Below are 24,442 nucleotides of genomic sequence, written 5' to 3' on the forward strand. Positions count from 1 at the left end.
CCAGCTGCACGGCAGCATCGGCGCTGCGTGTTGGCGCGCAGACAGCCGGCGCGCGCACGCTGCACACTCTGCGGTGCTACAGCCCTGCCTGCACCGCCGCCTCGGCCGCCTCGCTGGCATCGCGCGCGGCTTCCAGCCGCTGCGCGTGGTCGCCGAGTTGGCGACGCAGCAGCGCGTCCAGGGTGATCGGGCGCTCCCAGCGGTCGTAGCTGGCGACGATCGCGTGCCGCAGCGCGTGCATGTGCGCATTGTCCGGCGTCACCGACAGCCGCGTGACCACGCCCTCCCAACCGTCATGGTGATCGCGGCTGTAGGCGCGCACGCTCTCGCGGCACGACAGCTGCACGGTCTGCGCCCAGAAACAGGCGAAATAGATATCGCCGGCGTGCCAGCCATGCACCTGCAGCAGCGCACGCACGTAGCCGCGCGGGGTATCGGTATAGCGCGCCACCTCGTCGATGAAGCTGTCCGGATAGCGCTGCGCGTAGCTGCCCATGTCGGCCAGATGCTGGTCCACCCACGCATCGCCGGTACCGGGCATCGCCGCCGGCGCGCTGTCCTGCGTGCCGGCCGCAGCGGCGGATGCCGGCGCGTTCTGGGCGGCCGCCAGCACCGGGACCAGCAAGGCCATCAGCACGGGCAGCAAGCGCAATCGGGAGGGGCACGGAACAGACATGCAGCCGATGATGCCGCATGCCCGCGCCGGTGTCAGGCGATGTGCGTCTCAGCGCAGATCGTAGAGGCCAAAGGTATGCACTTCGCGGCAGCCGCTCAGGTCGCAGGCACCGACGTAGCCGGGGCCGACATAGCGTTGGCGCGCATCGCGGTTGTGCGGGCTGCTGTACGGGTCCGGCCCGTACAGGCCGTTGCCGTAGTAGATCTGCCCGTAGGGCCGGTTGCGCGATGCGCCCAGTGACAGGCGCGGACCATAGCCATAGCCGGTGTAGCCACCGCCATGGCGGCCGTAGCGATCGTCGAAGGAGCGATCGAAGCCGACTGCACCGCCGCGATCGCCTGCAGCGGGCCGCGACTGCAGCACCGCGATGCTCTGGCCCTGCGCATCCACATAGCCCTGCTCCCGGTCGAAGCGCACCATGCGGAAATACACGGTTTCTCCGCCTACCTGCCGCGTGCGCAGGCGAACCTGATCGCCGGCATCGTCGTAGTAGGGCTGCCCATTGCGAAAGATCACCTCGCTCGGGTTGACGATTTCCTCTTCCAGTTCGGCCGCTGCCAGCGGCGCCGCGCCAACCAGCAATCCCAGTACCACGGGCAACCCCGCGCGACGAATGACGGACAACATGTTCATGGCACTCCTCCTAGATCGGCCGCGCATGCGCGTTCGGCCGGAACGTCCTGTTAACGGGCACCCCCAACAGGCGCCCACCTGTCGACTCACCTCATGCGCACTCCGGCGTTCCGCCATGCCCGCAACAGGCCGCGCTGCAACGCCGTGAGGGCGTACCGGCGGCAGATACTGGCTACCACCTGATGCGCCTGACCGCCCTGGCTGGCAACGCCGGTCGCGTCCGCCAGCCGGCACACGCCGGCCGCGGGATCTAGCTTAGCGCGTGCTGCCCGGCCAGTGCATCCAGCGCCTGCACGGCGGCCGGCCAGCTTGCGGCGTCAGGCACTTCGCGCATGCGCGGCTCGTCGGCGGCCACGCCGTGTTCCTGCTCATGCGCCCAGGTCACCGCGTAGGGCGTGTAGATGCCCCAGCCACCGATCGCCAGCACCGGCTCCACGTCCGAGCGCAGCGAGTTGCCGATCATGACGAAGCGCTGCGCCGGCAGGTCGAATTCAGCGAGCACGCGCGCATAGGTCTTGGGATCCTTCTCGGACACCACTTCGACGCGCGCAAACAGGTCCGACAGGCCGGACTGTTCGATCTTCTGCTCCTGGTGGAACAGGTCGCCCTTGGTGATCAGCACCACCTCGTAGTCGGCAGCGATGGCGCTGACCGCCTCACGCACGCCTGCAATCACCTCGACCGGGTGCTGCAAGGTGGCGCGGCCGATCTCGACGATGCGCTGGATATCGCGCGCGCCGATGCGCGTGTCGGTCAGTTCGATCGCCGTCTCGATCATCGACAGCGTCATGCCCTTGGCGCCATAGCCGAACACCTTGAGATTGCGCCGCTCCACCGCCAGCAGGTGCTGCTGCATGCGGCTATCGCCCAGGTCGAGATAGCGTGCCAGGATCGCTTCGAAATCCGCTTCGGCCTGGCGGTAGTAGTCCTCGCTTTTCCAGAGGGTGTCGTCGCCGTCGAAGCCGACCAGTTGGATCGCCTGGCCGTCGCGCTGTGCAAGAGAGGTCATCGCACAAGTCTAGCAGCGCACCACACTCAGTCGCCTGCCGCGTCGCCTGGCCCGGGCTGATAGCTGGCGAACTCGTCGCGCGACAGCCGTCCATCGCCGTTGGCATCGAAACTGGCGAAGTTCTCGCGCAGGATCGGGTCCGCATTGGCCTCGGCCGGGGTCAGCGAGCTGTCGGCGTCGGTGTCCAGCGTGCGAAAGCTGCGCGGTGCCAGGGTGCCCGCCGTCGGCGCCACCGCAGCCTCGGCGCCGCCCTTGGCACGCGAGGGGCCAGCCGGTTCGACGGGCAACAGCGGCGTGGTCGCCGGAGGCGGTGGCTCCACCGGCAAGGGCGACATCGCCGGGTTGACGGCGCCGGGCGGCGCCGCTGGTGCGGACGGCTGCGTGGCCGGCGGCAACTCCGGCGGCGCAGCGCAGGCGATCGACGCAATCCACAGAGCGGCGAACACGGGAATGCATAGCGACATGGACACAGGCCGGAGGTGGAGTGCCCCACCGTAGCGCGGCAGGCGTAAAGAAAACGGGAGCGGCCCTGGCAGGCCGCTCCCGTGCATCCATCCTGAGCTACGCGATGTATCGCGCTGTCGTGCCACCGATGGCATCCAAGTCGCGTGCAGCACTGTCGTCGTGCTGACGATGCGACTACCGATCGACGCTGGGCTCAGTTGCCCTGCGAACCCGTTGCGCTGCCGCCACCCTGCTGCTTGGCCACGAAGGCCTTGTATTCGTCGGGGGTCAGCTTGCCGTCGGTGTCGCCGTCGGCCTGGTCGAAGATCTGCGCCAATCCGGCATTGACCTGCGCTTCCTGCTTGCTGATCGCGCCGTCGCTGTCGGTGTCCACGCTGGCCCAGGTCTGGCCGCCGCCGGAACTGGGTCCGCTGGCCTGCGCGCTATTGGCCGAACTGCCGGTCTGCGCTGCAGACTGCGCCGCGGCATCCTGGGAGGTACTCTGCGCCATGGCCGGCAGCGCCAGGGCGGCAGCCAGAGCGGCGGTGGCGGCGATCAGCGAAGTGCGGTTGCGATTGTTCATTGGGTGGTCTCCGTGTGCTTGGGAATGCGCGGTGTCGCCGCACATGGCACCACCCTACCCACTGCAAATGAATGCCCAACCCGCCGCAATTTCCCGCAAAACATCGTTTTAACCACGGCGCATCGGGATGCGTCTAGCCAGGTGTTAGGCCCTGGTGAGCCAAACCGAAGCAGAGCATTCAACGGGCAAATTTATGCGAACCGTGCCGCTCTTTCGGCGATTTTTCAGGCAGCGGGTGCGTCGTCGTCCCAGCTTCCGGAACTGAACAGTTTCCAACCCAGCACCACCCCCGCCAGCGCTCCGGCCACTTCCAGGACCACGCGCGATCCCAATTCGTTCGGATCGTGGATCCTGGACAGCGCCAGACGGGCGTACAGCGGCGACTCCAGCCGGACGATGCTGGTGTAGACGAGATGCCAGATGTCGTACCCGGCACCCAGCGCCACTGCCAGCAGGCAGGCGATGCCCAGGGTGTGCCCATGGGTGAACTGCAGGCGCCGTCCGAGATGTTCGACCCCGGCGAAGATCGCGATGCCGAGCACCAGTGCGATCAAGCCGGCCTCCAGCGAACCGAGCAGGCCGAAGTGCAGGGGCAGATTCATCGTGACATTCCAGGCAGCAGGCGTGCCAGTCTAGCGGCTCAGGGCGGCCAGGCCCGGGCCAAGCCGCATCGCTGACCGAGTGCGCGAATGGGCTGCTCCCCACCGCGCCGCGGTCTCGGCATGCAGGATGCTGCAGCTGCGCATGCAGGTGAACAACCTCAGTCGTCCTGCCCGCGTGCCGTCACCTGCGCATCGCCGTCTTCATCCCACTGCACGGTGACCGAGATCGGCTTGCAGCAGACCTGGCAGTCTTCGATGTATTGCTGGTCGCCGCCGCTCAGGTCCAGCGTCAGCGTGATCCACTCCCCGCAGTACGGGCAGGCGACATCCATAAAGCGTTCCGGGTCGGACATGACACTTCCTCAGGCAGCGGGCGAAAGGGGCGGGCAGCCGGCGGCTGGACATCACGCGCGTGCACCGACGCAGTGTACGGACGATCTGACCGATGCGAGCCCTGCCCGTCGCGCTCAATCAACCGGTACATCGTAGGCAGTGTCCGGCGTCGGCTCGGGGCGATAGGTGAAATGCCACCACTCCATCGGATAGTTGGCAAACCCCTCCGCCGCCATGGCGCGCACCAGGCGTTGGCGATGCAGGCGCTGGGTGTCGGTGATATCGGGCGCGTCGGTATGCGCACGCGGATCGAAGTAATCGAAATCGGTCCCCATCTCCACCGGCTGGCATGCGCCACTGCGGCAATCGAGCAAGCCCAGGTCGAGCGTCGCCCCGCGGCTATGCCCGGAGGTTTCGGCGATGTAGTCGCCCAGCAGCGCGCGCTTGTCCACGCGCGGGTAGTACTGCGCCTTGGTCGATTGATCCTGCAGGTCTGCCGCCCAGGTCACGAATGCCCGCACTGCCCGCACCGGCCGGTAGCAGTCGAACACCTGCAAGCGATAGCCATCGGCCTCGAGTGCGCGCGCCACCCGCGCCAGGGCCTGCGCGGCAGGACGCAGCAGGTAACAGGTTGGCGCCAGATACCCCGGCACCACCCGCCCGGTGAAGTTGTGGGTCCCGGCGTAGCGCATGTCCACAGCAATGTTCGGCGCGAGCTGCCGCACATCGACCAGGCCAGCCTGTGCCGCGGTCCTGGCCGGGGACTGTTGCAGATGTCCCGCCAGCACGCCACCGGCCAGCACGGCGGTCAGAGCTCCCGCGCACCAGGCGAAACCTCGCTTGCGGTCGTGCGCGCTCGTCGTTTGCATGGGTGCATGCATTGCCTGTCCTTCGTCTGAGCCCAGCTTGTCCACGTTGCACATCAGAGCCCCCCTTCGCTCAGGCCAGGCCACACGCTGCCTGGCCATTGCTGACTACAAACCGGCCGCATCGGTCCAATCCACGGCAGCATCTGCGGCCGGCGACGGACGCAGCGATGCGGGTGGCCTGGTCAACGCGTAAAGGATGCGCAGATCTTCTGCGTCCACGCTGGTGGCGCCGGTGCCGCGATAGTGATGATGAAAGGCCTGCAGCGTGGCCGCAGGATCGTCGACGCTGTAGCCCAGCAGCGCCAGTGCCTGCCAGGGGTCGAAGCCTGGCGGCGCGGGCGGGGCATCTGCGGCGGGCCAGCGGCCGAAGCCGGCATCGGCCAGCCGTTTCCATGGAAACAGCGGGCCGGGGTCGTTCTTGCGCGTCGGGGCGACATCTTCGTGACCGACGATCTGGGTGCGCGGGATGCGCAGGCGCGTGCATAGGTCCTCCAGAAGGACCAGCAGGCTGTCGATCTGCGCGGGCGCGAACGGCTCGCTGCCGTCGTTGTCCAGTTCGATGCCGATCGAGGCCGAATTGATGTCGGTGATGGTGCCCCAGCGGCCGGCGCCACCGTGCCAGGCGCGCTGCTCGTCGGCAACCAGCTGATAGCGCCGCCCGTCCTCGCCGATCAGGTAGTGCGCACTGACCCGCCCGCCGGCGTTGCGCCCGCGCAGTGTGCTCAGGCTCTGCTGCACCGAGTGCTGGTCGGTGAAGTGCAGCACGATCAGGATCGGCCGCCGCGTGTCGTAGTTGGGCGAGGGCACCCATTGCGCCAACGGATTGCGCTGCGGCGCGTGCGCGCAGGCACCCAGCGACAACGCGAGCACACACACCGCCGCACGCAACCAGGCGGATGACGACGGATGGAAGCTTGGCGACACGGATCTCTCCTTCAGTGGGTACCCAGGCCTGCGCTGCCTCTGTTTCAGCGGCACTGCCATGGCCGGGCCATTATCCGCCGAGTTGTCGCCGGCGCGGTGGGCCCGGCGACGCGCGGCATTGGCATAGCGAGGCGTGCGCACACCTCCAGCGACGCATCGATGGCTCGCTCCACATCGATGTACAAGACGCAGCGGCTTGGCCAACGACCCACTGCTGCCTGCATGCGGCCGCTGGCGCCCTGCGCACGCGCTGCGCCCCGCGTACACTGCCGGTCGTGGTCGAAACGACGGCGGTGCTGGTCGGTGCTGCATCGCACAGGCATCTGCCATGTGTTTCGGTCGCAGCTGCCCGCAGCTGTCATTCCTTCTCCAGAGCTCTCGATGCCATCGCCGCGCCGCCTGCTGACATTGCTGTGGATCGCACTCGCCCTGCCTTGCGGCACGGCGCCTTCGGCTGCCAGCGAGCCAGCCACCCAGGGCGCACCCTTCGCCGTTGACGCGGCGCAGCTGACCCCGGAGTACTGGATACAGCGCAGTGGGCAGGCGCAGCGGCCGCTGCTGGACGCGGCGCAGATCGCAGCCTTCAATGCGCAGCTGCTGCGTGAGGATGCCTCGATGCAGGATCTGGCGCAGCTGCCCGCAGCCATGTCGGGCGATAGGGTGCGCGCACGGATCCAGGCGTTGTCTGCGACGCCCACGCGTGTGCTGTACGACGCGCAGGGGCGCCCCATTGCGGCCAGCCGCCTGGCCGAGCTGCAGCAGGCATTGGCGCTGGATGCACTTCCTCGGCAGGTCGCCCCGCGCTTTGCGCTGGTGGTCCGGCGCGCGGCATTACGCACCTTTCCCACCACGCAACGCGTGTTCACCGATCCGGACGATCACGATATCGACCGCTTCCAGGAATCGGCGCTCTACCCCGGCACGCCGGTGGCCGTGCTGCACACCAGCGCCGATGGCGCATGGCGGTTCGTGCTCGCGTCCAACTACGCCGCCTGGATTGCGGCCGACCGCATTGCCGAGGGCAGCCGCAGCCAGGTGCTGGACTACGCACAGGCAGGCGCGCGACTGGTGGTCACCGGCGCCCGCGCGCAGACTGCGTACACGCCGCAGCTCCCCGCCGTTTCGGCGTTGCCGCTGGACATGGGCAGCAGCCTGCCGTTGCGCAGCGACTGGGCACCGCAGCAGCCGGTCAACGGGCAGTTGCCGATCGCGGCGCATGTGGTGCAGCTTCCGATACGCGGCGACGATGGCCGCCTGCAACTGGTACCGGCGCTGGTGCCGCGTGGCGCCGATGTCCGCCTTGGTGCGTTGCCGGCCACCCCTGCGGCACTGCTCCGGCAGGCCTTCAAGTTCCTGGGCGAACGCTATGGCTGGGGCAACGATTACGATGCGCGCGATTGCAGCGGCTTCGTGCTGGATGTCTACCGCAGCCTCGGCATTGCGCTGCCGCGCAATACCGGCGATCAGGCGCGCAGCCCGGCGCTGCACGCCGTGGCGTTCGACGCGCGCGCACCGCAGGCGCAGCGTCTGCAGCAGCTGGCACGGCTGCGCATTGGCGACCTGATCTATATCCCCGGTCACGTGATGCTGGTGATCGGGCATGCGCACGGCAGCCCGTGGGTGATCCACGATGTGGCCGGTGCCAGCTACCGCGGCAGCGATGGCCGCGTGCAGCGCGCAGCGCTGAACGGTGTCTCGGCCACACCCTTGCTGCCCTTGCTGGCCACCGATGGCAGCCCCTTCATCGACCACATCACGCGCATCCAGCGCATCGCACCGATCGGTTCCCCATGAAGATCACCGGCTTTCGTCTCGGCATGCTGCGCGTGCCACTGAACACCCCGTTCAAGACTGCGCTGCGCACCGTGCAGGCAATCGAGGATGTAGTGGTGGTACTGCAAACCGATACCGGACATCTCGGTTATGGCGCGGCGCCGGCCACCGCACTGATCACCGGCGATACGCACGGCAGCATCATCGCCGCGATCACGCACTGCATCGGCCCACGCCTGATCGGCCAGGAGGTGGCCGACCTCAATCGCCTCTGCGGGCTGGTCCAGCATGCGCTGGAGCGCAACACCAACGCCAAGGCCGCCGTGGAGATTGCGCTGTACGACCTGTGGGCCCAGTCCCTCGGCGCGCCGCTCTACCGGGCGCTCGGCGGCGGTACGCCGCGCATCAGCACCGACATCACCATCAGTGCCGACAGCATCGAGGTCATGGTGGCGCACGCACAGTCGGCACTGGCGCGCGGCTATGCCGCCTTGAAGATCAAGGTCGGCAAGGACAGCGCGTCGGATGTGGAACGCGTCATGGCCATCCATGCGGCAGTGGAAGGTCGCGCAACGCTGCGCCTTGACGCCAACCAGGGCTGGACACCGAAACAGGCGGTACGCAGCATGCGCCGGCTGGAAGATGCCGGCCTGGTGCTGGAGTTGCTCGAACAGCCGGTCAAGGCCGCAGATATCGACGGTCTGGCGTTTGTCACCGCGCACATCGATACCCCGGTGATGGCCGATGAAAGCGTGTTCTCCCCGCCGCAGGTGATCGACCTGCTCCAGCGCCGCGCTGCCGACATCGTCAACATCAAACTGATGAAGACCGGCGGGCTGTCCAACGCGATCCGCATCGCCGATATCGCCGCGCTGTACGGCGTGCCCTGCATGATCGGCTGCATGATCGAATCCAGCGTCAGCGTGGCCGCTGCCGTGCATCTGGCGGTGGCCAAGGCCGACAGCATCACCCTGGCCGATCTGGATGCGCCGGCACTGGGGCAGTTCGATCCCACCGAAGGCGGCGTGCAGTTCGACCAGGCGCAGATCCATATCGACGATGCGCCCGGCCTGGGCATCGGCCGCATCCACGGGTTGGAGCTGTTGCCGCAGTAGCGGCGGCGATCGGCTTGTTGCGCAGCGAACGGGGCACGCGCCACTGGAACCTTGCGCAGGCAGAACTCCCGCAACACCGCACGCACCGGCGCAGCAGACATGCGCCACAGGCGCGCATTGCTGGGTACAGTAGCCATCGGCGAGCGATCCATGGCGCCACCGATGGCGTCGGGGCCTTGCTACGAATCACAGCAAGGTGCCAGGCGTCCTCTCAGCTCACCCACCGTCTTGCGGAGACTGCATGCGCCTGCCCCCCCTGTTGCGATCCACCCTGCTGATGACGCTGGCCCTGTGCAGCGGCGCCGTCGTCGCAGGCGTGCCGATTCAGGCGCTGCAGCAGGCGCGCGCGCTCATCGTGGTGACCACCCCGGACTGGAACAGCACGCAGGCCCGGCTGCAGACCTTCACCCGGGTGGATGGCCGGTGGCAGCCGGCCGCAGCGGGATTTGCGGTCGCACTCGGCCGCCATGGCAGTGCCTGGGGCGACGGCCTGCACCCGGCGCAGCCGCAAGGCCCGCAGAAGCGCGAAGGCGACGGTCGTAGCCCGGCCGGGGTGTTCGCCATCGGCCCGGCGTTCGGCTACGCCACGCGCATCGACAGTGCCATGCCGTACCAGGCGATGACCGCCACCCATTACTGCATGGATGTGCCCGCCTCGCCGCTGTACAACCGCATCGTCGATGCGGCGCAGGTTGGCCAGGCGGCAGTGGCCGGCTCCACCGAGCCGATGCGGCTGGACCTGCGTACCCAGGGCGATGGGCGTTACCGCGAAGGCTTTGTCATCGCACACAACCCCGATGGCGTCGCCGGGCGCGGCAGCTGCATCTTCGCGCATCTGTGGCGCAGCCCGGGCCAGGTCACGGCCGGCTGCACGGCGATGGATCCTGCAGACATGCAACGCCTGCTCGCGTGGTTGAAACCGGCCGACCATCCGTTGTTCGTGCTGTTGCCGCGCGCCGAATACGCGCGCCTGCAATCGCAATGGCAGCTGCCGGCCCTGGACGAGGCCGCGCCATGAGCACGCCCGCCCCCGCAGCCGATGCCACCGGCCTGGTCCGCGTCGTCAGCCGCTGGCAGATCGTCGGCCTGTCGATCAACGACGTGATCGGCAGCGGCATCTATCTGTTGCCCGCCGCCACTGCCGCACTGCTCGGTCCGATGAGCCTGTGGGCAGTGATGCTGGCCGGCCTGGCCGTGGCCTTGCTGGTGCTGTGCTACGCGCAGGCGGCCAGTTATTTCGATACGCCGGGCGGCAGTTACCTGTACACGCGCGAAGCATTCGGCCCGTTCGTCGGGTTCCAGATCGGCTGGATGATCTGGCTCACCCGCATCAGCTCGGCCGCTGCGCTGAGCAACGGCCTGGCCGACGCGGTTGCACGCTTCTGGCCAACGGCATCCACCCACACCTGGGCACGCGTGCTGGTGGTGGTCGGCGCGTTGGGTGTGCTCACCGCCATCAACGTGATCGGCGTGAAGTCGGCCGCGCGCACCGGCATCGCCCTGGTGATCGGCAAGCTGGTGCCGTTGCTGTTGTTCGTGGCGATCGGCCTGTTCTACGTGGATTGGTCGTGGGCCTTCGCCGGCACGTCGCCGGACCTGCGCGACCTCGGCAATCTCGGGGAGGCGGCCTTGCTGCTGCTGTTCGCCTACGCGGGTTTCGAAAACATTCCCGCCGCTGCTGGCGAATACCGCAACCCGCGTCGCGATGTGCCATTCGCGCTGATCACCATGATCGTCACCGTGACCTTGATCTATGCCGCGGTGCAGGTGGTGGCACAGGGCACGCTGCCCAACCTGGCGGCATCGCCCACACCATTGGCCGATGCCGCCAGCGGCTTCGGGGGCGAAGCACTGGCGCTGATCCTGACCGTGGGCGCCACCATTTCCATCCTGGGCACCACCAGCAACACCGTGATGCTGGGGCCGCGCTTCCTGTTCGCACTGGCCAGGGACGGCTATGGCCCTGCGTTTCTGGCGCGCGTGCATCCACGCTTCCATACCCCCGCTGCGGCGGTGCTCACCCAGGGCGTACTGTCGCTGGCGCTGGCGTTGTCGGGCTCGTTTACCCAGCTGGCATTGCTGTCGATGGTCACGCGCCTGTTTGCCTATATCGGCACTGCGGCGGCCGTCATTGTGCTGGCGCGCCGTTACCGGCAACGCACCGACACCTTGCGCCTGCCGGGCGGCCCGCTGATCCCGGTTGCCGCCGTGTCGTTGTCGCTGGGCCTGCTCGCCAGCGCCAGCTGGCAGAACCTGGCTGCCGCCGGTGTGGCGCTGCTGGTGGGCTGCGTGTTCTATCTGTTCCCACGCAAGCCGTCCTAAGTTTCGCGACACGCTCGCACAGCGCTCACGCACGCCTAACCGCGCACGCCCAAGGCTGCGGCCATCACCTGCATGGGAGCTTGCGATGAAACTGCGCCGCGTTTATAGCACCGCCGATCTCGAGAGCGCGCAGCGTGTGCTGCAGTCCGCACGCAGTGCCGGTATCGACAACGAGGCGTTGTCGCTGATCGCGCGCTCGGATATCGAATTGCACGACATCCCCGACGAACGCAAGGACGCCAAGACCGATTTCGTACCCGCCGCGGCGCGCGGCGCGGCAACCGGTGGAGCGGCGGGGCTGGTCGCAGGGCTGGTTGCGGTGGCGGTGCCGCCGATCGGCCTGACCCTGGCCGGTGTCGGCGTGATGGCGCTAGCCGGTGCACTGGTTGGCAGCTGGTCCTCGGCATTGGTTGGCGCCACCGTTGCCGACCCGGTGCGCAGACAGTTCGAAGACGAAATCGAGGCCGGTCGTGTGCTGGTGGTGATCGATGCTGAGGAACAGGCCCTGCAATCGGCCGAGCCGGCGCTGCTGGCTGCCGGCGCCAAGCCGTTACCTTACGAGGCCGCGTCCTCGGCGGTGTAAGTCCGTCGGCGTGACGCCGCATCGCCATTCGTGCGCGGGCGCACGCTGGCCTTGATCACATCCTCACCTGGCATGCCACGCCGTTAACACCAGGGCACCTAAGTTGATCCGCACATTCGAACGACGGAGACGCGCATGAACGTGCCGTACCAGATTCCGGGCCGCGCACCGGACGAAGACCGCAGCCAGAACGTATCCACTTACTGGCGCGAGCGCTTTACCGAAGAACCGTATTACACCGAAGGCGACCGCTACGAGGATTACGAAGGCGCCTACCTGGCCGGCCATGAAGCGCGCATTCGCGACAATGCACGCGCCTATGACCAAGTAGAGGCTGAGTTGCATCGCGATTGGGAAGCCAAGCGCGGCACATCGTCATTGAGCTGGAGCAAGGCGCGCCACGCAGTCAAGCGTGCCTGGGAAAACGCAGCCGATTTCGTCAGTGGCGACCACCCGCCCAAGCGCTGATATGACAACGCCACCGTCGAGGTGGCGTTGTTGTTGGTGCAATGCGTATGGTTGTTCAGTCCAGCGCCGGCGGCACTGCATGGGATGCTCGCGCGCCGGCAGAGATTTCCATTGCATCACGCGTGTTCTTCTGCACCGCAACCGCACCGAACAGACTCAGCGCGTAGGCCATCGCATAAAAGCCTTTTTCGCTCAGCAACAAGGTGGCGTTGAACAAGCCGACGGTCAGCAGGACCAGCGCAATGATCAGCGAAAACCAGCAGATGGCGTAATACAGACCAGTGACCGGAATGCCGTCGACGCGGTCACGCACGCTCTTCTGCAACGACACCGATGCGAACAGGCCGAACAACAGCAAGGTGAAGTAGTAACCCTTTTCGTTGAGCAGCATCTGCGCATTCCACAGGCCGATCAGATACGTCGATCCGCCGAGCAGCAAGGCAGCCCAGGATGCGGCGGTGAACGCGGACGAGGTTTTTTGCGTTGCCATGGAAACTCCTTTTCATGGTGATAGTTCATGATGAAACAGCGATGTGAGACGCGTCCGCCCTGCGGAGAGTGATCTGCGACAAAGGCGGCCTCGGCAGCGTCGTGTAAGGTACTTGAAAACCCGACGCGGGACACGTTGCGGGAGGGCTGCAGCGTGACCGTGACCCACCCCTGGAGGACCTCATGTCTGCCCGACGTCTGCTCGCTCTGGCCTGCTCGGCCACCCTGTTCACCACCGGCGCCGTTCTGGCCGCTCCCGCCGCCGCACCCGCACCCACGTCCACGTCCACTGCTGCCCCCGCAGCCGCCATTCCCAAGGCGCAGTGGCCGTTCCAGGCCGCCGCCGTCGCCGATTTCGACGAACCCTGGGCGATGACCTTCCTGCCCGATGGCACGCTATTGGTGAGCGAAAAGCGGGGCGCCCTGATGCGGCTGGATCCCAAGACCAAGCGCAAGAGCGCGGTGTCCGGCGTGCCGACAGTCGCCTACGGCGGCCAGGGCGGCTTTGGTGATGTGCTGGCGCATCCGCGATTCGCAAAAAATGGCCTGGTCTATGTGAGCTATGCCGAACCCGGCCAGGGCGACACGCGCGGGGCAGCCGTCGCCCGTGCCAAGCTCACGTTGGACGCCACGGGCGGCGGCACCTTGTCCGACCTCAAGGTGATCTGGCGACAGGAGCCCAAAGTCTCCGGCAACGGCCACTTCGGCCATCGGCTTGCGTTCGACCCGAGCGGCAAGCTCTGGATCACCTCCAGCGAACGGCAGAAGTTCGATCCCGCGCAGGACATGAAGGCCAACCTCGGCAAGTTGATCCGTCTCAACGACGACGGCAGCGTGCCGGCCGACAATCCGTTCGTTGCGCAGGGCGGTGTGGCTGCGCAGGTGTGGTCGCTGGGCCACCGCAACATCCTGGGCATTGCCTTCGACGGCAGGGGCCGGCTGTGGGAACATGAAATGGGCCCGGCCGGTGGCGATGAGCTCAACCTGATCCAGCGCGGCGCCAATTACGGCTATCCGATCGTGTCCAAAGGCGATCACTACGATGGCCGACCGATTCCCGACCACGACACCCGGCCGGAATTCGCTGCCCCCAAGATCAGCTGGACGCCGGTGATTTCGCCGGCCGGCTTTGTGATCTACAGCGGCAAGCAGTTCCCGGCGTGGCGCGGCAATGGCTTTATCGGCGGACTATCGTCGATGGCGCTGGTACAGGTCTCGCTCGGCGATCAGCCACGCGAAGTCGCTCGCTACGACATGGGAGCGCGCATCCGCGAAGTGGAGCAAGGCCCCGATGGCGCGCTGTGGTTGCTTGAAGACGAGGCCAGTGGCAGCACCGGGCGTCTGCTGAAGCTGACGCCCAAGAACAAGGCCTCGATCGAGAACGACGCTTGATCGATGCCGCAGCATCAGCCGGTGTATCTGCGCATTGCACCGGCAAGCGCGATGGCGACATCGAACGTCGTCATCGCCTCTAAACCCGATGTCAGCAGGCGCTTCGTGCGATAGCAGTGGTCACCTGTCCGCGCGCTGGTGACTCGCGGTGGGTGCCAAGCGTGCCGCCATCAGCGCTCCAGTAGCTCGAATGCCACCGCCTCGCCACCCTTGGCCGACGCGCAGACCCACACATCGAAGACGCCCGGCTCGGCGCCGAAGACGCCCTTGGGATTGGTGAAGGACAGCGCGTCGCGCGCGAGGGTGAACACCACCTCCGTGCTCTCGCCCGGCTGCAGCAACACCTTGCGGAACCCCTTCAGTTCGCGCACCGGGCGCACCCGGCTGGCCACGCGATCGTGCACATACAGCTGCACCACTTCTTCGCCGGCCACGCGGCCCGTATTGGTCACGCGCGTGGTGATGCTGAGGGTATCGTCCCAGCCCAGCTGCGCGGTGCTCAACTGCGGCTGCGCATAGGCGAAGGTGGTGTAGCTCAACCCATGGCCGAACGGATACAACGGCTCGTTGGGCATTTCGCGCCAGCGCGCCTTGTACTCGGACAGGGTCGGCAATTCGGGACGACCGGTGCGCAGATGATTGTAGAAATACGGCTGCTGCCCGGTGACCTGCGGGAAGCTGATCGGCAGGCGTGCGGATGGGTTGTAGTCGCCGAACAGCACATCGGCCACGCCGGTCCCGGTCTGGGTGCCCAGATACCAGGTCACCGCAATCGCCTGGGCATCGCGTACCGCACCGCTCAAGGCCAGCGCGCGCCCGTTGCGCAACAGCACCACCACCGGCGTGCCGGTGGCGGCCACCGCTTCGGCCAGCGCCTGTTGCGCCGGCGGCAAGGTGATCTCGGTGCGCGACTGCGCCTCGCCACTGAACCGCTGCGGCTCGCCCAGCGCCAGCACCACCACATCGGCCGCTTGCGCGGCATCGATGGCCGCGGAAATCCCACCGGGCAAAGCCTCTTCCAGGCCGCAACCCTGCACAACGCTCAGATAGTCGGTGCTGACCACGGCGCGCACGCCCTGCTCCAGGGTCACGTAGCGCGCCTTATCGCCGAATAGCGTCCAGCAGCCTTCGATGTTCTCGCGGTCCTGCACGAACGGCCCGATCAAGGCGATGCGCTGCCCGCTCTTCTTCAGCGGCAGCACGGCGTCGTCGTTCTTCAGCAACACGATCGAGCGCCGCGCCGCATCGCGCGACAAGGCATCGTGCGCAGGCAGATGCGCGGTATCGGCTTCACGCGCCGGGTCCAGCGAACGGTACGGGTTGTCGAATAGACCAATCGCCTCCTTCAGCTGCAGGATGCGGCGCACGCTGGCATCCAGCGCGGCCATCGGTACTTCGCCGCTTTCCACCAGCGACGGCAGATGCGCGGCATAGAAGCCGCTCTGCATGCTCAGGTCCAGCCCGGCCAGGAACGCCTTCTTGGTCGCGTCGCGCTCATCGGCCGCGTAGCCATGCGCAATCAATTCCATGTCGGCGGTGTAGTCGGAAATCACCACGCCCGGGAACTGCCATTGCCCGCGCAGTATCTCGGTGAGCAACTCATGGTTGGCGCTGGCCGGCACACCGTTGATGTCGTTGAAGGAGGACATCACCGTCAGCGCACCGGCATCGAAGGCGGCCTTGAACGGCGGCAGGTGCACATCGCGCAGGGTCTGCGGCGCGATGTCCACGGTGTTGTATTCCATGCCGGCAGCCACCGCGCCATAGGCGGCGAAGTGCTTGGGCGTGGCCAGCAGGCAATCGTCGGCAGTCAGGTCGCCGCCCTGGAAGCCGCGCACGCGCGCGGCGGCAAAGGCGGCGCCCAGCACCACGTCTTCGCCAGCGCCCTCGGCGCCACGGCCCCAGCGCTGGTCGCGGGCGATATCCACCGCCGGTGCGTAGGTCCAGTGCAGCCCGGCCGCGGTGGCCTCGATCGCGGTGGCGCGTGCGGTGCGCTCGGCCAGTTCCGGCTCGAAGCTGGCCGCCTCGCCCAGCGGAATCGGGAATACCGTGCGCATGCCGTGGATCACGTCGGCGGCCAGGATCACCGGGATGCCCAAGCGACTCTCTTCCACCGCCACTTTCTGGATCTGCACGCCCAGCGCGGCGCCCACGCCATTGAACAGCGAGCCGACCCGGCCCTCGCGCACCTGCTGCAATACTTCATCGGCGTTGCGAACATTGGCCTCGGGATTCACGTCCGGCGCGAACGGCCGCACCATGTCGGCGAACACCCCCAACTGGCCGACCTTCTCTTCGACGGTCATCCGGGCAATCAGGGTTTCGATGCGATCAGCAGCCATGAGATCCTTGAGAAAACGTTTACATGGCCGGCAATTCTAGCCTGCTGCGGCCGCGGGGGGGCAAGTCTTTGAGGCCGGGATTCGGGATTGGGGAGTTGTAGAGGCCGGTTCACGGCATGTTGCGCGCCAGCGTGGCGGCGCTCGGTTCCCGGCGACCCTCGATACTCCCGGTTCCCTGCGTGCAGCGAGAAGCCGGCAGGGCGGGTGGTCGGCGACACTCAGGCCGCCCGCGCCCGTTCGATGATGACGCCCACCGCCTGCGCACCGCGCACGGCACCAGGCTTGCTGAGCTTCAGCCGCAGCCAGCGCACGTCGAATTCGTCCAGCACGATCGCCGCGCAACGCTCGGCCAGGGTCTCGACCAGCCCGAAATCCGAGCCCTGCACGAACTCGATCAACCGCTTGCTCACCGCCTTGTAGTTCAGCGTATCGGCAATGTCGTCGCTGGCCGCAGGAATGCGGTTGTCGAAGCCCATCTCCAGATCGAACCGCAGCGTCTGGCGAATGCGCCGCTCCCAGTCGTAGATGCCGATCAGCGCATCGATTTCCAGGCCTTCAATAAACACTTTATCCATGGGGAATAGGGAGTCGGGAATGGGGAATGGGGAAAAGCAAGGGCAATAACGCGCAGCACTGACAGGATCGGGGTACCGCTCTTCCGATTCCCGATTCCTGATTCCGCCGCCAGCGGCGGCAGCCTCGCCATATCCCAGCGCGGCGTCACATGCACCGCGGCATCGGCGTGTTCGCCGGCCTGCAGCCGCAGCGCGCCGGCGAAGGCGATCATCGCGCCGTTGTCGGTGCACAGCGCCGGGCGCGGGAAACAGACCCGGCCGCCACGGCGCTGCGCGGCCTCCTGCAGCTGCGCGCGCAGGCGCTTGTTGGCGCCCACTCCGCCGGCCACCACCAGGGTGTTGCAGCCGGCCGCGTCCAGCGCGCGCAGGCATTTGATCGCCAGCGTTTCCACCACGGCATCCTCGAACCCGCGCGCGATGTCCGCCCGCGTGGTGTCGGACTGGTCGCTGCCGCGCCAGGCCAGCAGCACCTGGGTCTTGAGCCCGCTGAAGCTGAAATCCAGCCCGGGCCGGTCGGTCATCGGCCGCGCGAATGTATAGCGCCCCGGCGTGCCGGTCTCGGCCAGTGCCGCCAGCTGCGGGCCGCCCGGGTATGGCAGGCCCATCATCTTGGCGGTCTTGTCGAAGGCCTCGCCGGCCGCATCGTCCAGGGTCTCGCCCAGCACCTCGTAGCTGCCCAGTGCCTTGACCGACACCAATTGGGTATGCCCGCCGGAGACCAGCAGCGCCACGAACGGCGGCTGCGGCGGGTCGTCTTCCATCAGCGGTGCCAGCAGATGGCCTTCCATGTGGTGCACCCCGATTGCCGGCACCTCCAGCGCCCAGGCCAGCGAGCGCGCCACCCCGGCACCGACCAGCAGCGCGCCCACCAGGCCAGGCCCGGCGGTGTAGGCCACTCCGTCCAGCTCGTCGATGCGCAGCCCGGCCTCGCCCAGGGTCTGGCGGATCAACGGCAGCAGCTTGCGCACGTGGTCGCGGCTGGCCAGCTCCGGCACCACCCCGCCGTATTCGGCATGCAGCGCGATCTGGCTGTACACCGCATGGGCGCGCAACGCCGGCACGCCGGTCAGGGCGGTGTCGTAGACCGCCACGCCGGTCTCATCGCATGATGATTCGATCCCAAGGACTTTCACGGCAACTCGGCAGATAAACGTGTGCGGCCATTTTCGCAGCTTTTGCGTTGCGCAGATCGGCCCGCCCGCAGATGCTGCCCTGCCGTTCCCGCCGCCCGCAAAACGCGCGCCGGCGCACGCTCTGCCTGGCCGTTCCCGGCAATTTTCGCCAAGGGCTTGCAGGCCGCCTGCAAGTCGTTATAATGCGCGGCTCGCCGGGGCAACCCGGAAATTCCGTCACGCGAGTCCGCTCGCACCCGCCCGGGGCTCCCGGACGGAAATCCCATTTTCTGGAGAACACATGCCCAGCGTTAAAGTCCGCGAGAACGAGCCCTTCGAATTTGCGCTCCGCCGTTTCAAGCGCACCTGCGAAAAGGCCGGCGTGCTGGCCGAGACCCGCAAGCGCGAGTTCTATGAAAAGCCGACCCAGGAGCGTAAGCGTAAGGCTGCCGCTGCCGTGAAGCGTCAGCTGCGTCGTTCCTCGCGCGACGTCACCAAGCGCCAGCGCTTGTACTGATCGAACACGGTTCCTTGCCGCCGGGTCTGCGCTGTAGGCGCGACCCGACCGGATCGAACCCAAGAGCCGGCACGCGCAAGCGTCGCCGGCTTTTTGTATTGGTCCGCAGCCCTCCTGGCAGCGCGATCCATGCCACGCCACACCGTCGCCGGATCCGGTGTTGCCTCACATCCCTGCCGCCGCCCTCGCTTGCCGAGGCGCGTCGCACCCGTTCACCTGCAACCCAGGAGTTACCCCATGCCCCTCAAGCAGCAGCTTACCGATGACATGAAGGCCGCGATGAAGTCCGGCGACAAGCACAGCCTGGGCGTGATCCGGCTGATCAACGCCGCAATCAAGCAGAAGGAAGTGGACGAGCGCATCGAGATGGACGATGCCGCCGTCATCGCCGTGCTCGACAAGATGGTCAAGCAGCGCAAGGACTCGGTCACCCAGTACGAAGGCGCCGCACGCGAGGACCTGGCGCAGATCGAGCGCGAGGAAATCGTGGTGATCGAGCGTTACCTGCCAGCCAAGATGGGCGAAGCCGAGATCGTGGCCGCCATCCAGGCCGCCATTGCGCAGACCGGCGCAAGCAGCCCCGCCGACATCGGCAAGCTGATGGGCGCACTCAAGCCCAAGCTCGCCGGCCAGGCCGACATGGGCCTGGTGTCCACGCTGGTGAAGAAGCACCTGGCGGGCTGACGCCACGCCCGCGTTCGCGCCTGCCCTGCGCAAGCAGCCGGGGCAGGCGTGTTGCGTTGGAAGTCACAGTGACAGTGACAGTGGCAGCGCTGCTGGCTGGCATCGCTGACCAGGCAGCACCAGGCTGGCGCTGGCGTCGCATCGAAACCGGAATGCGTCGGAACGCTATCCGGTGAGCCAGCAGTAGCGGCATCAGCACGCTAGGATCACTGGCGTGCTGATGCGCCTGCCGGCGCCTGCTTCGCTTCAAAGCCAGCATTCTCAAGCGACATACCGTAGAGCCGAGCGTTCCGGTAGCCGCGCTCATATGGCTGCAACGCCACGCCGTCCTGTCAGGCTCGCCGCCTCTGCGCATTCGAGAGGACGTTCGCATGTCCCTATCCAAGCGCAGCCACTGCCAGCCCGCTTGCAGCACGACCGATCGCAGTGCTGGGACTGCCTGCGCAACAACGCCACATCGGGCACACCCATCACGCGTTGCGCTCGATGTCTCGACTCGCGCGCGAACGCAGCTGCCACTTTTCACCGCACCTTCGATCCGGCCCTGTTAGAACGGTGACGCCAGCGCAGGCGCGGGCCAGGCACTCCGCATACCGGTCTGGCTCCATGCCACCTGCGTCAGCGACGGTATGCGCCAAGGATCTCGCCGGTGACGACGCTTTCCACCGAATACTTGCAAAAGCATCTGGGCCGCCTGCAGCGCAGTCTGCCGATGGCGCTGTTCAACCGGTTTCTCGAAATCGACGTGATGACGCAGGCCGCTTCGTTGTCGTTCTATGCGCTGCTGTCGCTGGCGCCGTTGCTGGTCTTGCTGCTGTGGCTGACCGCCTCGCTGTATCCACCGGCACAGGAAGCGCTGGTGCAACAGATCGCGCAACTGGCAGGTGGTAGCGCCGCCGAGGTGGCCGACACGGTGATCCGCAATGCCACCGACCAGCCCGGCGTCGGCTCGCTGGCCGGGCTGTGGAGCACGCTGCTGCTGTTCATCGGTGCCACCGCGGTGTTTGCGCAATTGCAGAACGCGCTGAACCTGATCTTCCGCACCGATAAGCAGCGCCTGGACGGCATCATGGCGTGGCTGAAGAAACGCGTCTTTTCCTTTGGGGTGATCCTGGCACTGGGCTTTCTGCTGATCGTGTCGATGATCGCCACCACCGCCCTGCAGGTAGTGTTCGCGCGGCTGCCGTCGGTACTGCCGGCGGTGGGCTATGTGACCACGCTGGCGCTGTACTCGGTGGCGTTCGCGTTTCTGTACCGCTACCTGCCCGATCGCACCGTCAACTGGCGGCAGGCCTTCGTCGGCGGCGTCATCACCGCCCTGCTGTTCGCGCTGGGCCGCTATGCCATCGGCGTGTACATCGCCAAGGCCGCGCCGGGCAGCGCCTACGGCTCGATGGGCACCCTGGTCATCCTGCTGGTGTGGATGTACTACGCCTCGGTGGTGTTCTTCGTCGGCGCCTTGCTGACTGCGGTCATCGACGAGCGCGTGCGCTCGCACCGCAAGCTGCGCGAGGCCGGCGTGGACCCGGATCACCCGCCCGAGGCCATCGCCACGCCAGTGGCGGCAGGCGTCCCCACGCTGCCGGACACACCTGCGCGCAGCTGACCCGGCGAAGGTGCGCTGATGCCTCTGGCGGCCGGCCGGCGCAGGCTGGCGCTGGCGGCTGGGATATCCTAGCGGGATGGCCCGCATCCCCGACGCATTCATCGACGAACTGCTTGCACGTACCGACATCGTCGAGATCGTGGGCGGCCGCGTGCCGCTCAAGCGCCAGGGCAAGGAGTATTCGGCGCGCTGCCCGTTCCACGACGAACGCTCGGCCTCGTTCACGGTCTCGCCGACCAAGCAGTTCTATCACTGCTTCGGCTGCGGCGCGCATGGCACGGCGATCAGCTTCCTGATGAATTACGACCGCCTCGAGTTTCTCGATGCGGTCGACGAGCTGGCCAAGCGCGCCGGCATGGAGATTCCGCGCGAGACCCAGCAACGCACCCCGCAACAGCAGGACGACAGCCGCGAGCTGTACTCGGCGCTGGAGGCGGCGACCAAGTTCTTCCAGCGCCAACTCGAAGGCAACGCACGCGCCGCCGAGTACCTGGACGGACGCGGCGTGGATGCGGAGAACCGCGCGCGGTTCCAGATCGGCTATGCACCCGATGGCTACAGCGCATTGAAGGACACCCTGGGCACCGATGCGCGTCGCATGAGCGTACTGGAACGTGCCGGGCTGTTTTCCAAGAACGACCGCGGCCATGTCTACGACAAGTTCCGCGACCGGGTGATGTTCCCGATCTTCGACCGCCGTGGCCGCGTCATTGCCTTCGGCGGCCGCATCCTGGGCGCGCCGGCCGATGGCCGCGACCCGGGCCCGAAGTACCTCAATTCGCCGGAAACCGCGCTGTTCCATAAGGGCCGCGAGTTGTACGGCCTGTGGCAGGTGCGCCAGGCCAACCAGAAGATCGAACGGCTGATCGTGGTGGAGGGCTACATGGACGTGGTCTCGCTGTTCCAGTTCGGCGTCACCCAGGCGGTGGCCACGCTGGGCACGGCCACCACGCCCGAACATGCCGAGCTGCTGTTCCGCAATGCGCCGGATGTTTACTTCTGTTTCGACGGCGACAACGCCGGGCGCAAGGCCGGCTGGCGCGCGCTCGAGTCGGTGCTGCCGCGCATGAAGGACGGCCGCCAGGCGTTCTTCCTGTTCCTGCCCGACGGCGAAGACCCGGACACCATCGTGCGCAAGGAAGGCGCGCAGGCCTTCGATACGCGCCTGAAACAGGCCACGCCGCTGTCGCAGTTCTTCTTCGACGAGATCTCGCGGCAGATCAACCTGCACACACTCGACGGCAAGGCGCGCCTGGCCGAACGCGCCAAACCGATGCTGGCGCAGATACCCGAAGGCGCGTTCGGCGATCTGATGCGGCAGGAACTGGCGCGCATGACCGGCGTGGGTGCCTCGCCCAGTTCGCCCGGCCACGGCGCCACGCCGCAGGCCCGCGTGCCCGCGCGGGTCGGCGCACCGGTGCAGCGGCGCAGCCTGGTGCGCGCGGCCATCGCGATCCTGCTGCAGCAGCCCTCGCTGGCGATGAGCCTGGAGGGCCAACACAACTTCGCTGGCCTGCGCCTGCCTGGAATCGAGTTGTTGATGGAACTGCTGGCTTTGGTGCGGCAGCGCCCCGAAATCAGCACCGGCGCGCTGTTGGAGCACTTTGCCGAACGCGAGGAACAAGCCGCCCTGCAGAAGCTGGCCGCGCAGGTGCTGCCAGGCGACGAGCAGAGCTGGGCGATCGAGTTGCACGACGCCATGGCCCAGCTCGACCGGCAACTGCTGCAGCAACGCCTGGAAGAATTGCAGGCCAAGCAACGTGCGCAGGGCCTGGACGACACGGATAAATACGAACTGCGCGAACTGCTGCGCCTGCGTCCCGGCGCGCGCTGATCACCCAGCGCTCCGCCCTCACGTTACCGATGGCTGCCGCATGCTCATAGATCCTTGAACAAGGTCTTGGCCATCGATTCGACCGACATGCCGACGGCCTCGATCTTGTCGACATCAACCAGCGCCGCCTGGCCGGCATGCGCAACCAACCGGTCGATCAGGTCATCGCGCGCCTGGGTGGCATCCACACTCTGCGTCTGTGGCGTCACCGGCACCGGTGTCAGCCATTCGGCGATCAATGCCTGATAGGCGGTGGTGTGCTGATGTGCCATCTGCTCGAGAAATTGCACGATGGTGGTGGGGATGCCGGTCAGGGTGCCGCTTAGCGGCTGATTGTTGATCTGCTGGTAGCTCACCGTGGACGCCACCGCGTTGGCGATGGCCACATCGACCAAGACGTCGATTTCCTCGATCGGCATGTTGCGATAAAGCGTCTTGATCTGGCCGAGCATCGGCACGGCCCAGGCATGGGGCACGCAATCGAGCGTATTCCACAGATCCACGTTCCATCGCTGATACGGCGCGGCCCCCGCCGGTGGCGGGGGCAATGCCTGCGCGCACAACGCTGCAAATGCACCGTTGCCGGGAGTAGCGCCGGCCGTGGGGTAACAATGCACCGCGTTGAAATTGTCCAGCTTGCCATTGGTTTTCAGCCAGGTCGCCAAGGTGGGCGATAGCGCGCCCCCCAGGCTATGCCCGGCGAAGATCACCGTGGCCTTGCTGCCATCCAGCGATTGCAGGAATTCCAGCAATCCGGTGTCCGGTGCCAGCGCGGAGGGTGGGCTCACCATGTTGAGCAGATGCCACACGCCCGTCGCCGCTCCCATCGAGATGACGGCGCTTCCCGGCTTGATTGGCTTTTTTGCGGCGACCGGAGCGGTGCCAAGCAGCGGCGAATAGCTCGTAAAGTCCACCACCGAGGAAACGTCGAAGTCTTCGCTGAACCAGTCGTAGAGCGACTCTGGATTGGTGGCGCTCAGTGCCACGACATACGCTTCGCCGATGCCGGGCATGGCGTCGGTATGGGCGACATACATCGCATTGCCCGACAGCGACGAATTGGGCGCTTGCCAGACCTGAGGCCCCCAGACCAGCTGCCAATCGCCGATTCTGTCCTGGCAGTCGGCCGATGCCAGTGTCTGCAACAACGTGGTCTGGTAATCCGCTTGCAACGCTGGCTGGCTGCCCTTGCGATCCCCCACCCAATTGGCAAGCGTGGAGAGCGCGAACGTCTGCTGATATTGGTCGTAACGCATGCAATGACTCCTTTCCCTGGCGTTGCGTGGACACGCGAGCACACACGAGCGCAGCGGCTGCCTGCGCACTCGGAATCTAGCAAGGATTCGCGCGCGTGGATGTCGGCTACAGCGCACTTTCAAGCCGTGGCACAGAGCGAACCTGGCGCTGCCACCGTCGTGCCCGCTGGCCGCTTGCGGACTGACGCAGCAGCACGCCCATGCGGGAACCGGGCGCACTACCGTGCCGGGCCACACGCAGTCACAGCAGTGAACTGACCTCTACAATGGCAGTCCGTTGGGTCGCTTCCCCCTCAAGTAC

25 protein-coding genes are annotated in these 24,442 nt (G+C 66.8%); 11 read left to right on the forward strand and 14 right to left on the reverse strand.

Translation table 11 applies throughout. The annotated features are described in order from the left end of the window. Nucleotides 1–76: 76 nt before the first annotated feature. The 9 genes from HG421_RS16390 to HG421_RS21340 form a co-directional block, all read right to left on the reverse strand. Entirely contained in the window at nt 77–676 is a 600-nt protein-coding gene (locus tag HG421_RS16390; protein ID WP_169707290.1) for a hypothetical protein, read from the reverse strand. A gap of 48 nt (nt 677–724) precedes the next feature. Beyond that, nucleotides 725–1,309 carry a hypothetical protein gene (locus HG421_RS16395; RefSeq protein WP_169707291.1) on the reverse strand — a complete coding sequence of 195 codons (585 nt, stop codon included), beginning with the start codon at nt 1,307–1,309 and terminating at the stop codon, nt 725–727. A gap of 250 nt (nt 1,310–1,559) precedes the next feature. Then, nucleotides 1,560–2,318 (reverse strand): HAD family hydrolase, encoded by a 759-nt coding sequence (locus HG421_RS16400; protein WP_169707292.1) that lies wholly within the window; start codon nt 2,316–2,318, stop codon nt 1,560–1,562. Nucleotides 2,319–2,344: 26 nt separating this feature from the next. After that, on the reverse strand, nt 2,345–2,782 hold the full coding sequence (locus tag HG421_RS16405) for an EF-hand domain-containing protein (protein WP_169707293.1): 438 nt from the start codon (nt 2,780–2,782) through the stop codon (nt 2,345–2,347). Between the two features lie 194 nt (nt 2,783–2,976). Continuing rightward, nucleotides 2,977–3,345 carry an EF-hand domain-containing protein gene (locus HG421_RS16410; RefSeq protein WP_169707294.1) on the reverse strand — a complete coding sequence of 123 codons (369 nt, stop codon included), beginning with the start codon at nt 3,343–3,345 and terminating at the stop codon, nt 2,977–2,979. A gap of 224 nt (nt 3,346–3,569) precedes the next feature. Next, nucleotides 3,570–3,947, reverse strand: a complete 378-nt coding sequence (locus HG421_RS16415) for a hypothetical protein (protein ID WP_169707295.1) — start codon at nt 3,945–3,947, stop codon at nt 3,570–3,572. 158 nt (nt 3,948–4,105) lie between these two features. Continuing rightward, nucleotides 4,106–4,300: a CPXCG motif-containing cysteine-rich protein gene (locus HG421_RS16420; protein WP_064508178.1), complete on the reverse strand. Its 195-nt coding sequence runs from the start codon at nt 4,298–4,300 to the stop codon at nt 4,106–4,108. A 114-nt stretch (nt 4,301–4,414) separates the two neighbouring features. After that, the gene (locus tag HG421_RS21335) at nt 4,415–5,149 is read right to left on the reverse strand and encodes a M15 family metallopeptidase (protein ID WP_169707296.1); all 735 of its coding nucleotides are present in this window, start codon (nt 5,147–5,149) and stop codon (nt 4,415–4,417) included. A gap of 105 nt (nt 5,150–5,254) precedes the next feature. Next, a complete protein-coding gene (locus HG421_RS21340) occupies nt 5,255–6,073 on the reverse strand; it encodes an N-acetylmuramoyl-L-alanine amidase (protein WP_169707297.1) in 819 nt (272 codons plus the stop codon). A 381-nt stretch (nt 6,074–6,454) separates the two neighbouring features. Between HG421_RS21340 and HG421_RS16435 the strand changes: the two genes are divergently transcribed. The 6 genes from HG421_RS16435 (at nt 6,455) to HG421_RS16460 (ending at nt 12,334) form a co-directional block, all read left to right on the forward strand. After that, nucleotides 6,455–7,867: an SH3 domain-containing protein gene (locus HG421_RS16435; protein ID WP_169707298.1), complete on the forward strand. Its 1,413-nt coding sequence runs from the start codon at nt 6,455–6,457 to the stop codon at nt 7,865–7,867. Continuing rightward, a complete protein-coding gene (locus tag HG421_RS16440) occupies nt 7,864–8,961 on the forward strand; it encodes a dipeptide epimerase (protein ID WP_169707299.1) in 1,098 nt (365 codons plus the stop codon). Before HG421_RS16435 ends, HG421_RS16440 begins: the two co-directional genes overlap by 4 nt. A gap of 241 nt (nt 8,962–9,202) precedes the next feature. Next, on the forward strand, nt 9,203–9,979 hold the full coding sequence (locus HG421_RS16445) for a L,D-transpeptidase family protein (protein ID WP_169707300.1): 777 nt from the start codon (nt 9,203–9,205) through the stop codon (nt 9,977–9,979). Then, nucleotides 9,976–11,283, forward strand: coding sequence for an APC family permease (locus HG421_RS16450; RefSeq protein ID WP_169707301.1), 1,308 nt, complete (start codon nt 9,976–9,978; stop codon nt 11,281–11,283). Before HG421_RS16445 ends, HG421_RS16450 begins: the two co-directional genes overlap by 4 nt. An 85-nt stretch (nt 11,284–11,368) precedes the next feature. After that, on the forward strand, nt 11,369–11,866 hold the full coding sequence (locus HG421_RS16455) for a hypothetical protein (protein WP_169707302.1): 498 nt from the start codon (nt 11,369–11,371) through the stop codon (nt 11,864–11,866). Between the two features lie 135 nt (nt 11,867–12,001). Continuing rightward, nucleotides 12,002–12,334, forward strand: a complete 333-nt coding sequence (locus HG421_RS16460; protein WP_169707303.1) for a hypothetical protein — start codon at nt 12,002–12,004, stop codon at nt 12,332–12,334. 55 nt (nt 12,335–12,389) lie between these two features. Here HG421_RS16460 and yiaA read toward each other — a convergent pair whose 3' ends face one another. Continuing rightward, the gene (gene yiaA / locus HG421_RS16465; RefSeq protein ID WP_169707304.1) at nt 12,390–12,824 is read right to left on the reverse strand and encodes an inner membrane protein YiaA; all 435 of its coding nucleotides are present in this window, start codon (nt 12,822–12,824) and stop codon (nt 12,390–12,392) included. 182 nt (nt 12,825–13,006) lie between these two features. Here yiaA and HG421_RS16470 point away from each other — a divergent pair, with 182 nt between their 5' ends. Next, on the forward strand, nt 13,007–14,215 hold the full coding sequence (locus HG421_RS16470; protein WP_169707305.1) for a PQQ-dependent sugar dehydrogenase: 1,209 nt from the start codon (nt 13,007–13,009) through the stop codon (nt 14,213–14,215). A 170-nt stretch (nt 14,216–14,385) separates the two neighbouring features. On the opposite strand, the gene HG421_RS16475 is transcribed toward HG421_RS16470, so the two are convergent. The 3 genes from HG421_RS16475 to tsaD all read right to left on the reverse strand — a co-directional run bounded on the left by HG421_RS16475 (nt 14,386) and on the right by tsaD (nt 18,265). After that, nucleotides 14,386–16,557 carry a glycoside hydrolase family 3 N-terminal domain-containing protein gene (locus tag HG421_RS16475; RefSeq protein ID WP_169707306.1) on the reverse strand — a complete coding sequence of 724 codons (2,172 nt, stop codon included), beginning with the start codon at nt 16,555–16,557 and terminating at the stop codon, nt 14,386–14,388. Between the two features lie 218 nt (nt 16,558–16,775). Then, complete coding sequence (gene folB, locus HG421_RS16480) at nt 16,776–17,132, reverse strand: dihydroneopterin aldolase (RefSeq protein WP_169707307.1); 357 nt, start codon at nt 17,130–17,132, stop codon at nt 16,776–16,778. Then, nucleotides 17,090–18,265, reverse strand: a complete 1,176-nt coding sequence (tsaD, locus tag HG421_RS16485) for a tRNA (adenosine(37)-N6)-threonylcarbamoyltransferase complex transferase subunit TsaD (RefSeq protein ID WP_169707308.1) — start codon at nt 18,263–18,265, stop codon at nt 17,090–17,092. Before tsaD ends, folB begins: the two co-directional genes overlap by 43 nt. A gap of 280 nt (nt 18,266–18,545) precedes the next feature. Here tsaD and rpsU point away from each other — a divergent pair, with 280 nt between their 5' ends. From rpsU to dnaG, 4 genes are all read left to right on the forward strand, one after another. Next, a complete protein-coding gene (rpsU, locus tag HG421_RS16490; protein WP_002808376.1) occupies nt 18,546–18,761 on the forward strand; it encodes a 30S ribosomal protein S21 in 216 nt (71 codons plus the stop codon). A gap of 237 nt (nt 18,762–18,998) precedes the next feature. After that, nucleotides 18,999–19,445, forward strand: a complete 447-nt coding sequence (locus tag HG421_RS16495) for a GatB/YqeY domain-containing protein (protein WP_169707309.1) — start codon at nt 18,999–19,001, stop codon at nt 19,443–19,445. Between the two features lie 649 nt (nt 19,446–20,094). Further along, complete coding sequence (locus HG421_RS16500; protein ID WP_169707310.1) at nt 20,095–21,051, forward strand: YihY/virulence factor BrkB family protein; 957 nt, start codon at nt 20,095–20,097, stop codon at nt 21,049–21,051. A gap of 76 nt (nt 21,052–21,127) precedes the next feature. After that, nucleotides 21,128–22,885: a DNA primase gene (gene dnaG / locus HG421_RS16505; protein ID WP_169707311.1), complete on the forward strand. Its 1,758-nt coding sequence runs from the start codon at nt 21,128–21,130 to the stop codon at nt 22,883–22,885. 44 nt (nt 22,886–22,929) lie between these two features. On the opposite strand, the gene HG421_RS16510 is transcribed toward dnaG, so the two are convergent. Beyond that, complete coding sequence (locus tag HG421_RS16510) at nt 22,930–24,210, reverse strand: lipase family protein (RefSeq protein ID WP_248279403.1); 1,281 nt, start codon at nt 24,208–24,210, stop codon at nt 22,930–22,932. Nucleotides 24,211–24,442: the final 232 nt, after the last annotated feature.

The sequence above is a fragment of the Xanthomonas campestris pv. badrii genome (genome assembly GCF_012848175.1).
Lineage (GTDB): Bacteria > Pseudomonadota > Gammaproteobacteria > Xanthomonadales > Xanthomonadaceae > Xanthomonas > Xanthomonas campestris_C.

What these genes read in the sequence shown, in the direction of transcription:
- HG421_RS16390 (WP_169707290.1), bottom strand. Translation starts at nt 676, where the DNA reads ATGTCTGTTCCGTGCCCCTCCCGATTGCGCTTGCTGCCCGTGCTGATG.
- HG421_RS16395 (WP_169707291.1), bottom strand. Translation starts at nt 1,309, where the DNA reads ATGAACATGTTGTCCGTCATTCGTCGCGCGGGGTTGCCCGTGGTACTG.
- HG421_RS16400 (WP_169707292.1), bottom strand. Translation starts at nt 2,318, where the DNA reads ATGACCTCTCTTGCACAGCGCGACGGCCAGGCGATCCAACTGGTCGGC.
- HG421_RS16405 (WP_169707293.1), bottom strand. Translation starts at nt 2,782, where the DNA reads ATGTCGCTATGCATTCCCGTGTTCGCCGCTCTGTGGATTGCGTCGATC.
- HG421_RS16410 (WP_169707294.1), bottom strand. Translation starts at nt 3,345, where the DNA reads ATGAACAATCGCAACCGCACTTCGCTGATCGCCGCCACCGCCGCTCTG.
- HG421_RS16415 (WP_169707295.1), bottom strand. Translation starts at nt 3,947, where the DNA reads ATGAATCTGCCCCTGCACTTCGGCCTGCTCGGTTCGCTGGAGGCCGGC.
- HG421_RS16420 (WP_064508178.1), bottom strand. Translation starts at nt 4,300, where the DNA reads ATGTCCGACCCGGAACGCTTTATGGATGTCGCCTGCCCGTACTGCGGG.
- HG421_RS21335 (WP_169707296.1), bottom strand. Translation starts at nt 5,149, where the DNA reads ATGCAAACGACGAGCGCGCACGACCGCAAGCGAGGTTTCGCCTGGTGC.
- HG421_RS16435 (WP_169707298.1), top strand. Translation starts at nt 6,455, where the DNA reads ATGCCATCGCCGCGCCGCCTGCTGACATTGCTGTGGATCGCACTCGCC.
- HG421_RS16440 (WP_169707299.1), top strand. Translation starts at nt 7,864, where the DNA reads ATGAAGATCACCGGCTTTCGTCTCGGCATGCTGCGCGTGCCACTGAAC.
- HG421_RS16445 (WP_169707300.1), top strand. Translation starts at nt 9,203, where the DNA reads ATGCGCCTGCCCCCCCTGTTGCGATCCACCCTGCTGATGACGCTGGCC.
- HG421_RS16450 (WP_169707301.1), top strand. Translation starts at nt 9,976, where the DNA reads ATGAGCACGCCCGCCCCCGCAGCCGATGCCACCGGCCTGGTCCGCGTC.
- HG421_RS16455 (WP_169707302.1), top strand. Translation starts at nt 11,369, where the DNA reads ATGAAACTGCGCCGCGTTTATAGCACCGCCGATCTCGAGAGCGCGCAG.
- HG421_RS16460 (WP_169707303.1), top strand. Translation starts at nt 12,002, where the DNA reads ATGAACGTGCCGTACCAGATTCCGGGCCGCGCACCGGACGAAGACCGC.
- yiaA (WP_169707304.1), bottom strand. Translation starts at nt 12,824, where the DNA reads ATGGCAACGCAAAAAACCTCGTCCGCGTTCACCGCCGCATCCTGGGCT.
- HG421_RS16470 (WP_169707305.1), top strand. Translation starts at nt 13,007, where the DNA reads ATGTCTGCCCGACGTCTGCTCGCTCTGGCCTGCTCGGCCACCCTGTTC.
- HG421_RS16475 (WP_169707306.1), bottom strand. Translation starts at nt 16,557, where the DNA reads ATGGCTGCTGATCGCATCGAAACCCTGATTGCCCGGATGACCGTCGAA.
- folB (WP_169707307.1), bottom strand. Translation starts at nt 17,132, where the DNA reads ATGGATAAAGTGTTTATTGAAGGCCTGGAAATCGATGCGCTGATCGGC.
- rpsU (WP_002808376.1), top strand. Translation starts at nt 18,546, where the DNA reads ATGCCCAGCGTTAAAGTCCGCGAGAACGAGCCCTTCGAATTTGCGCTC.
- HG421_RS16495 (WP_169707309.1), top strand. Translation starts at nt 18,999, where the DNA reads ATGCCCCTCAAGCAGCAGCTTACCGATGACATGAAGGCCGCGATGAAG.
- dnaG (WP_169707311.1), top strand. Translation starts at nt 21,128, where the DNA reads ATGGCCCGCATCCCCGACGCATTCATCGACGAACTGCTTGCACGTACC.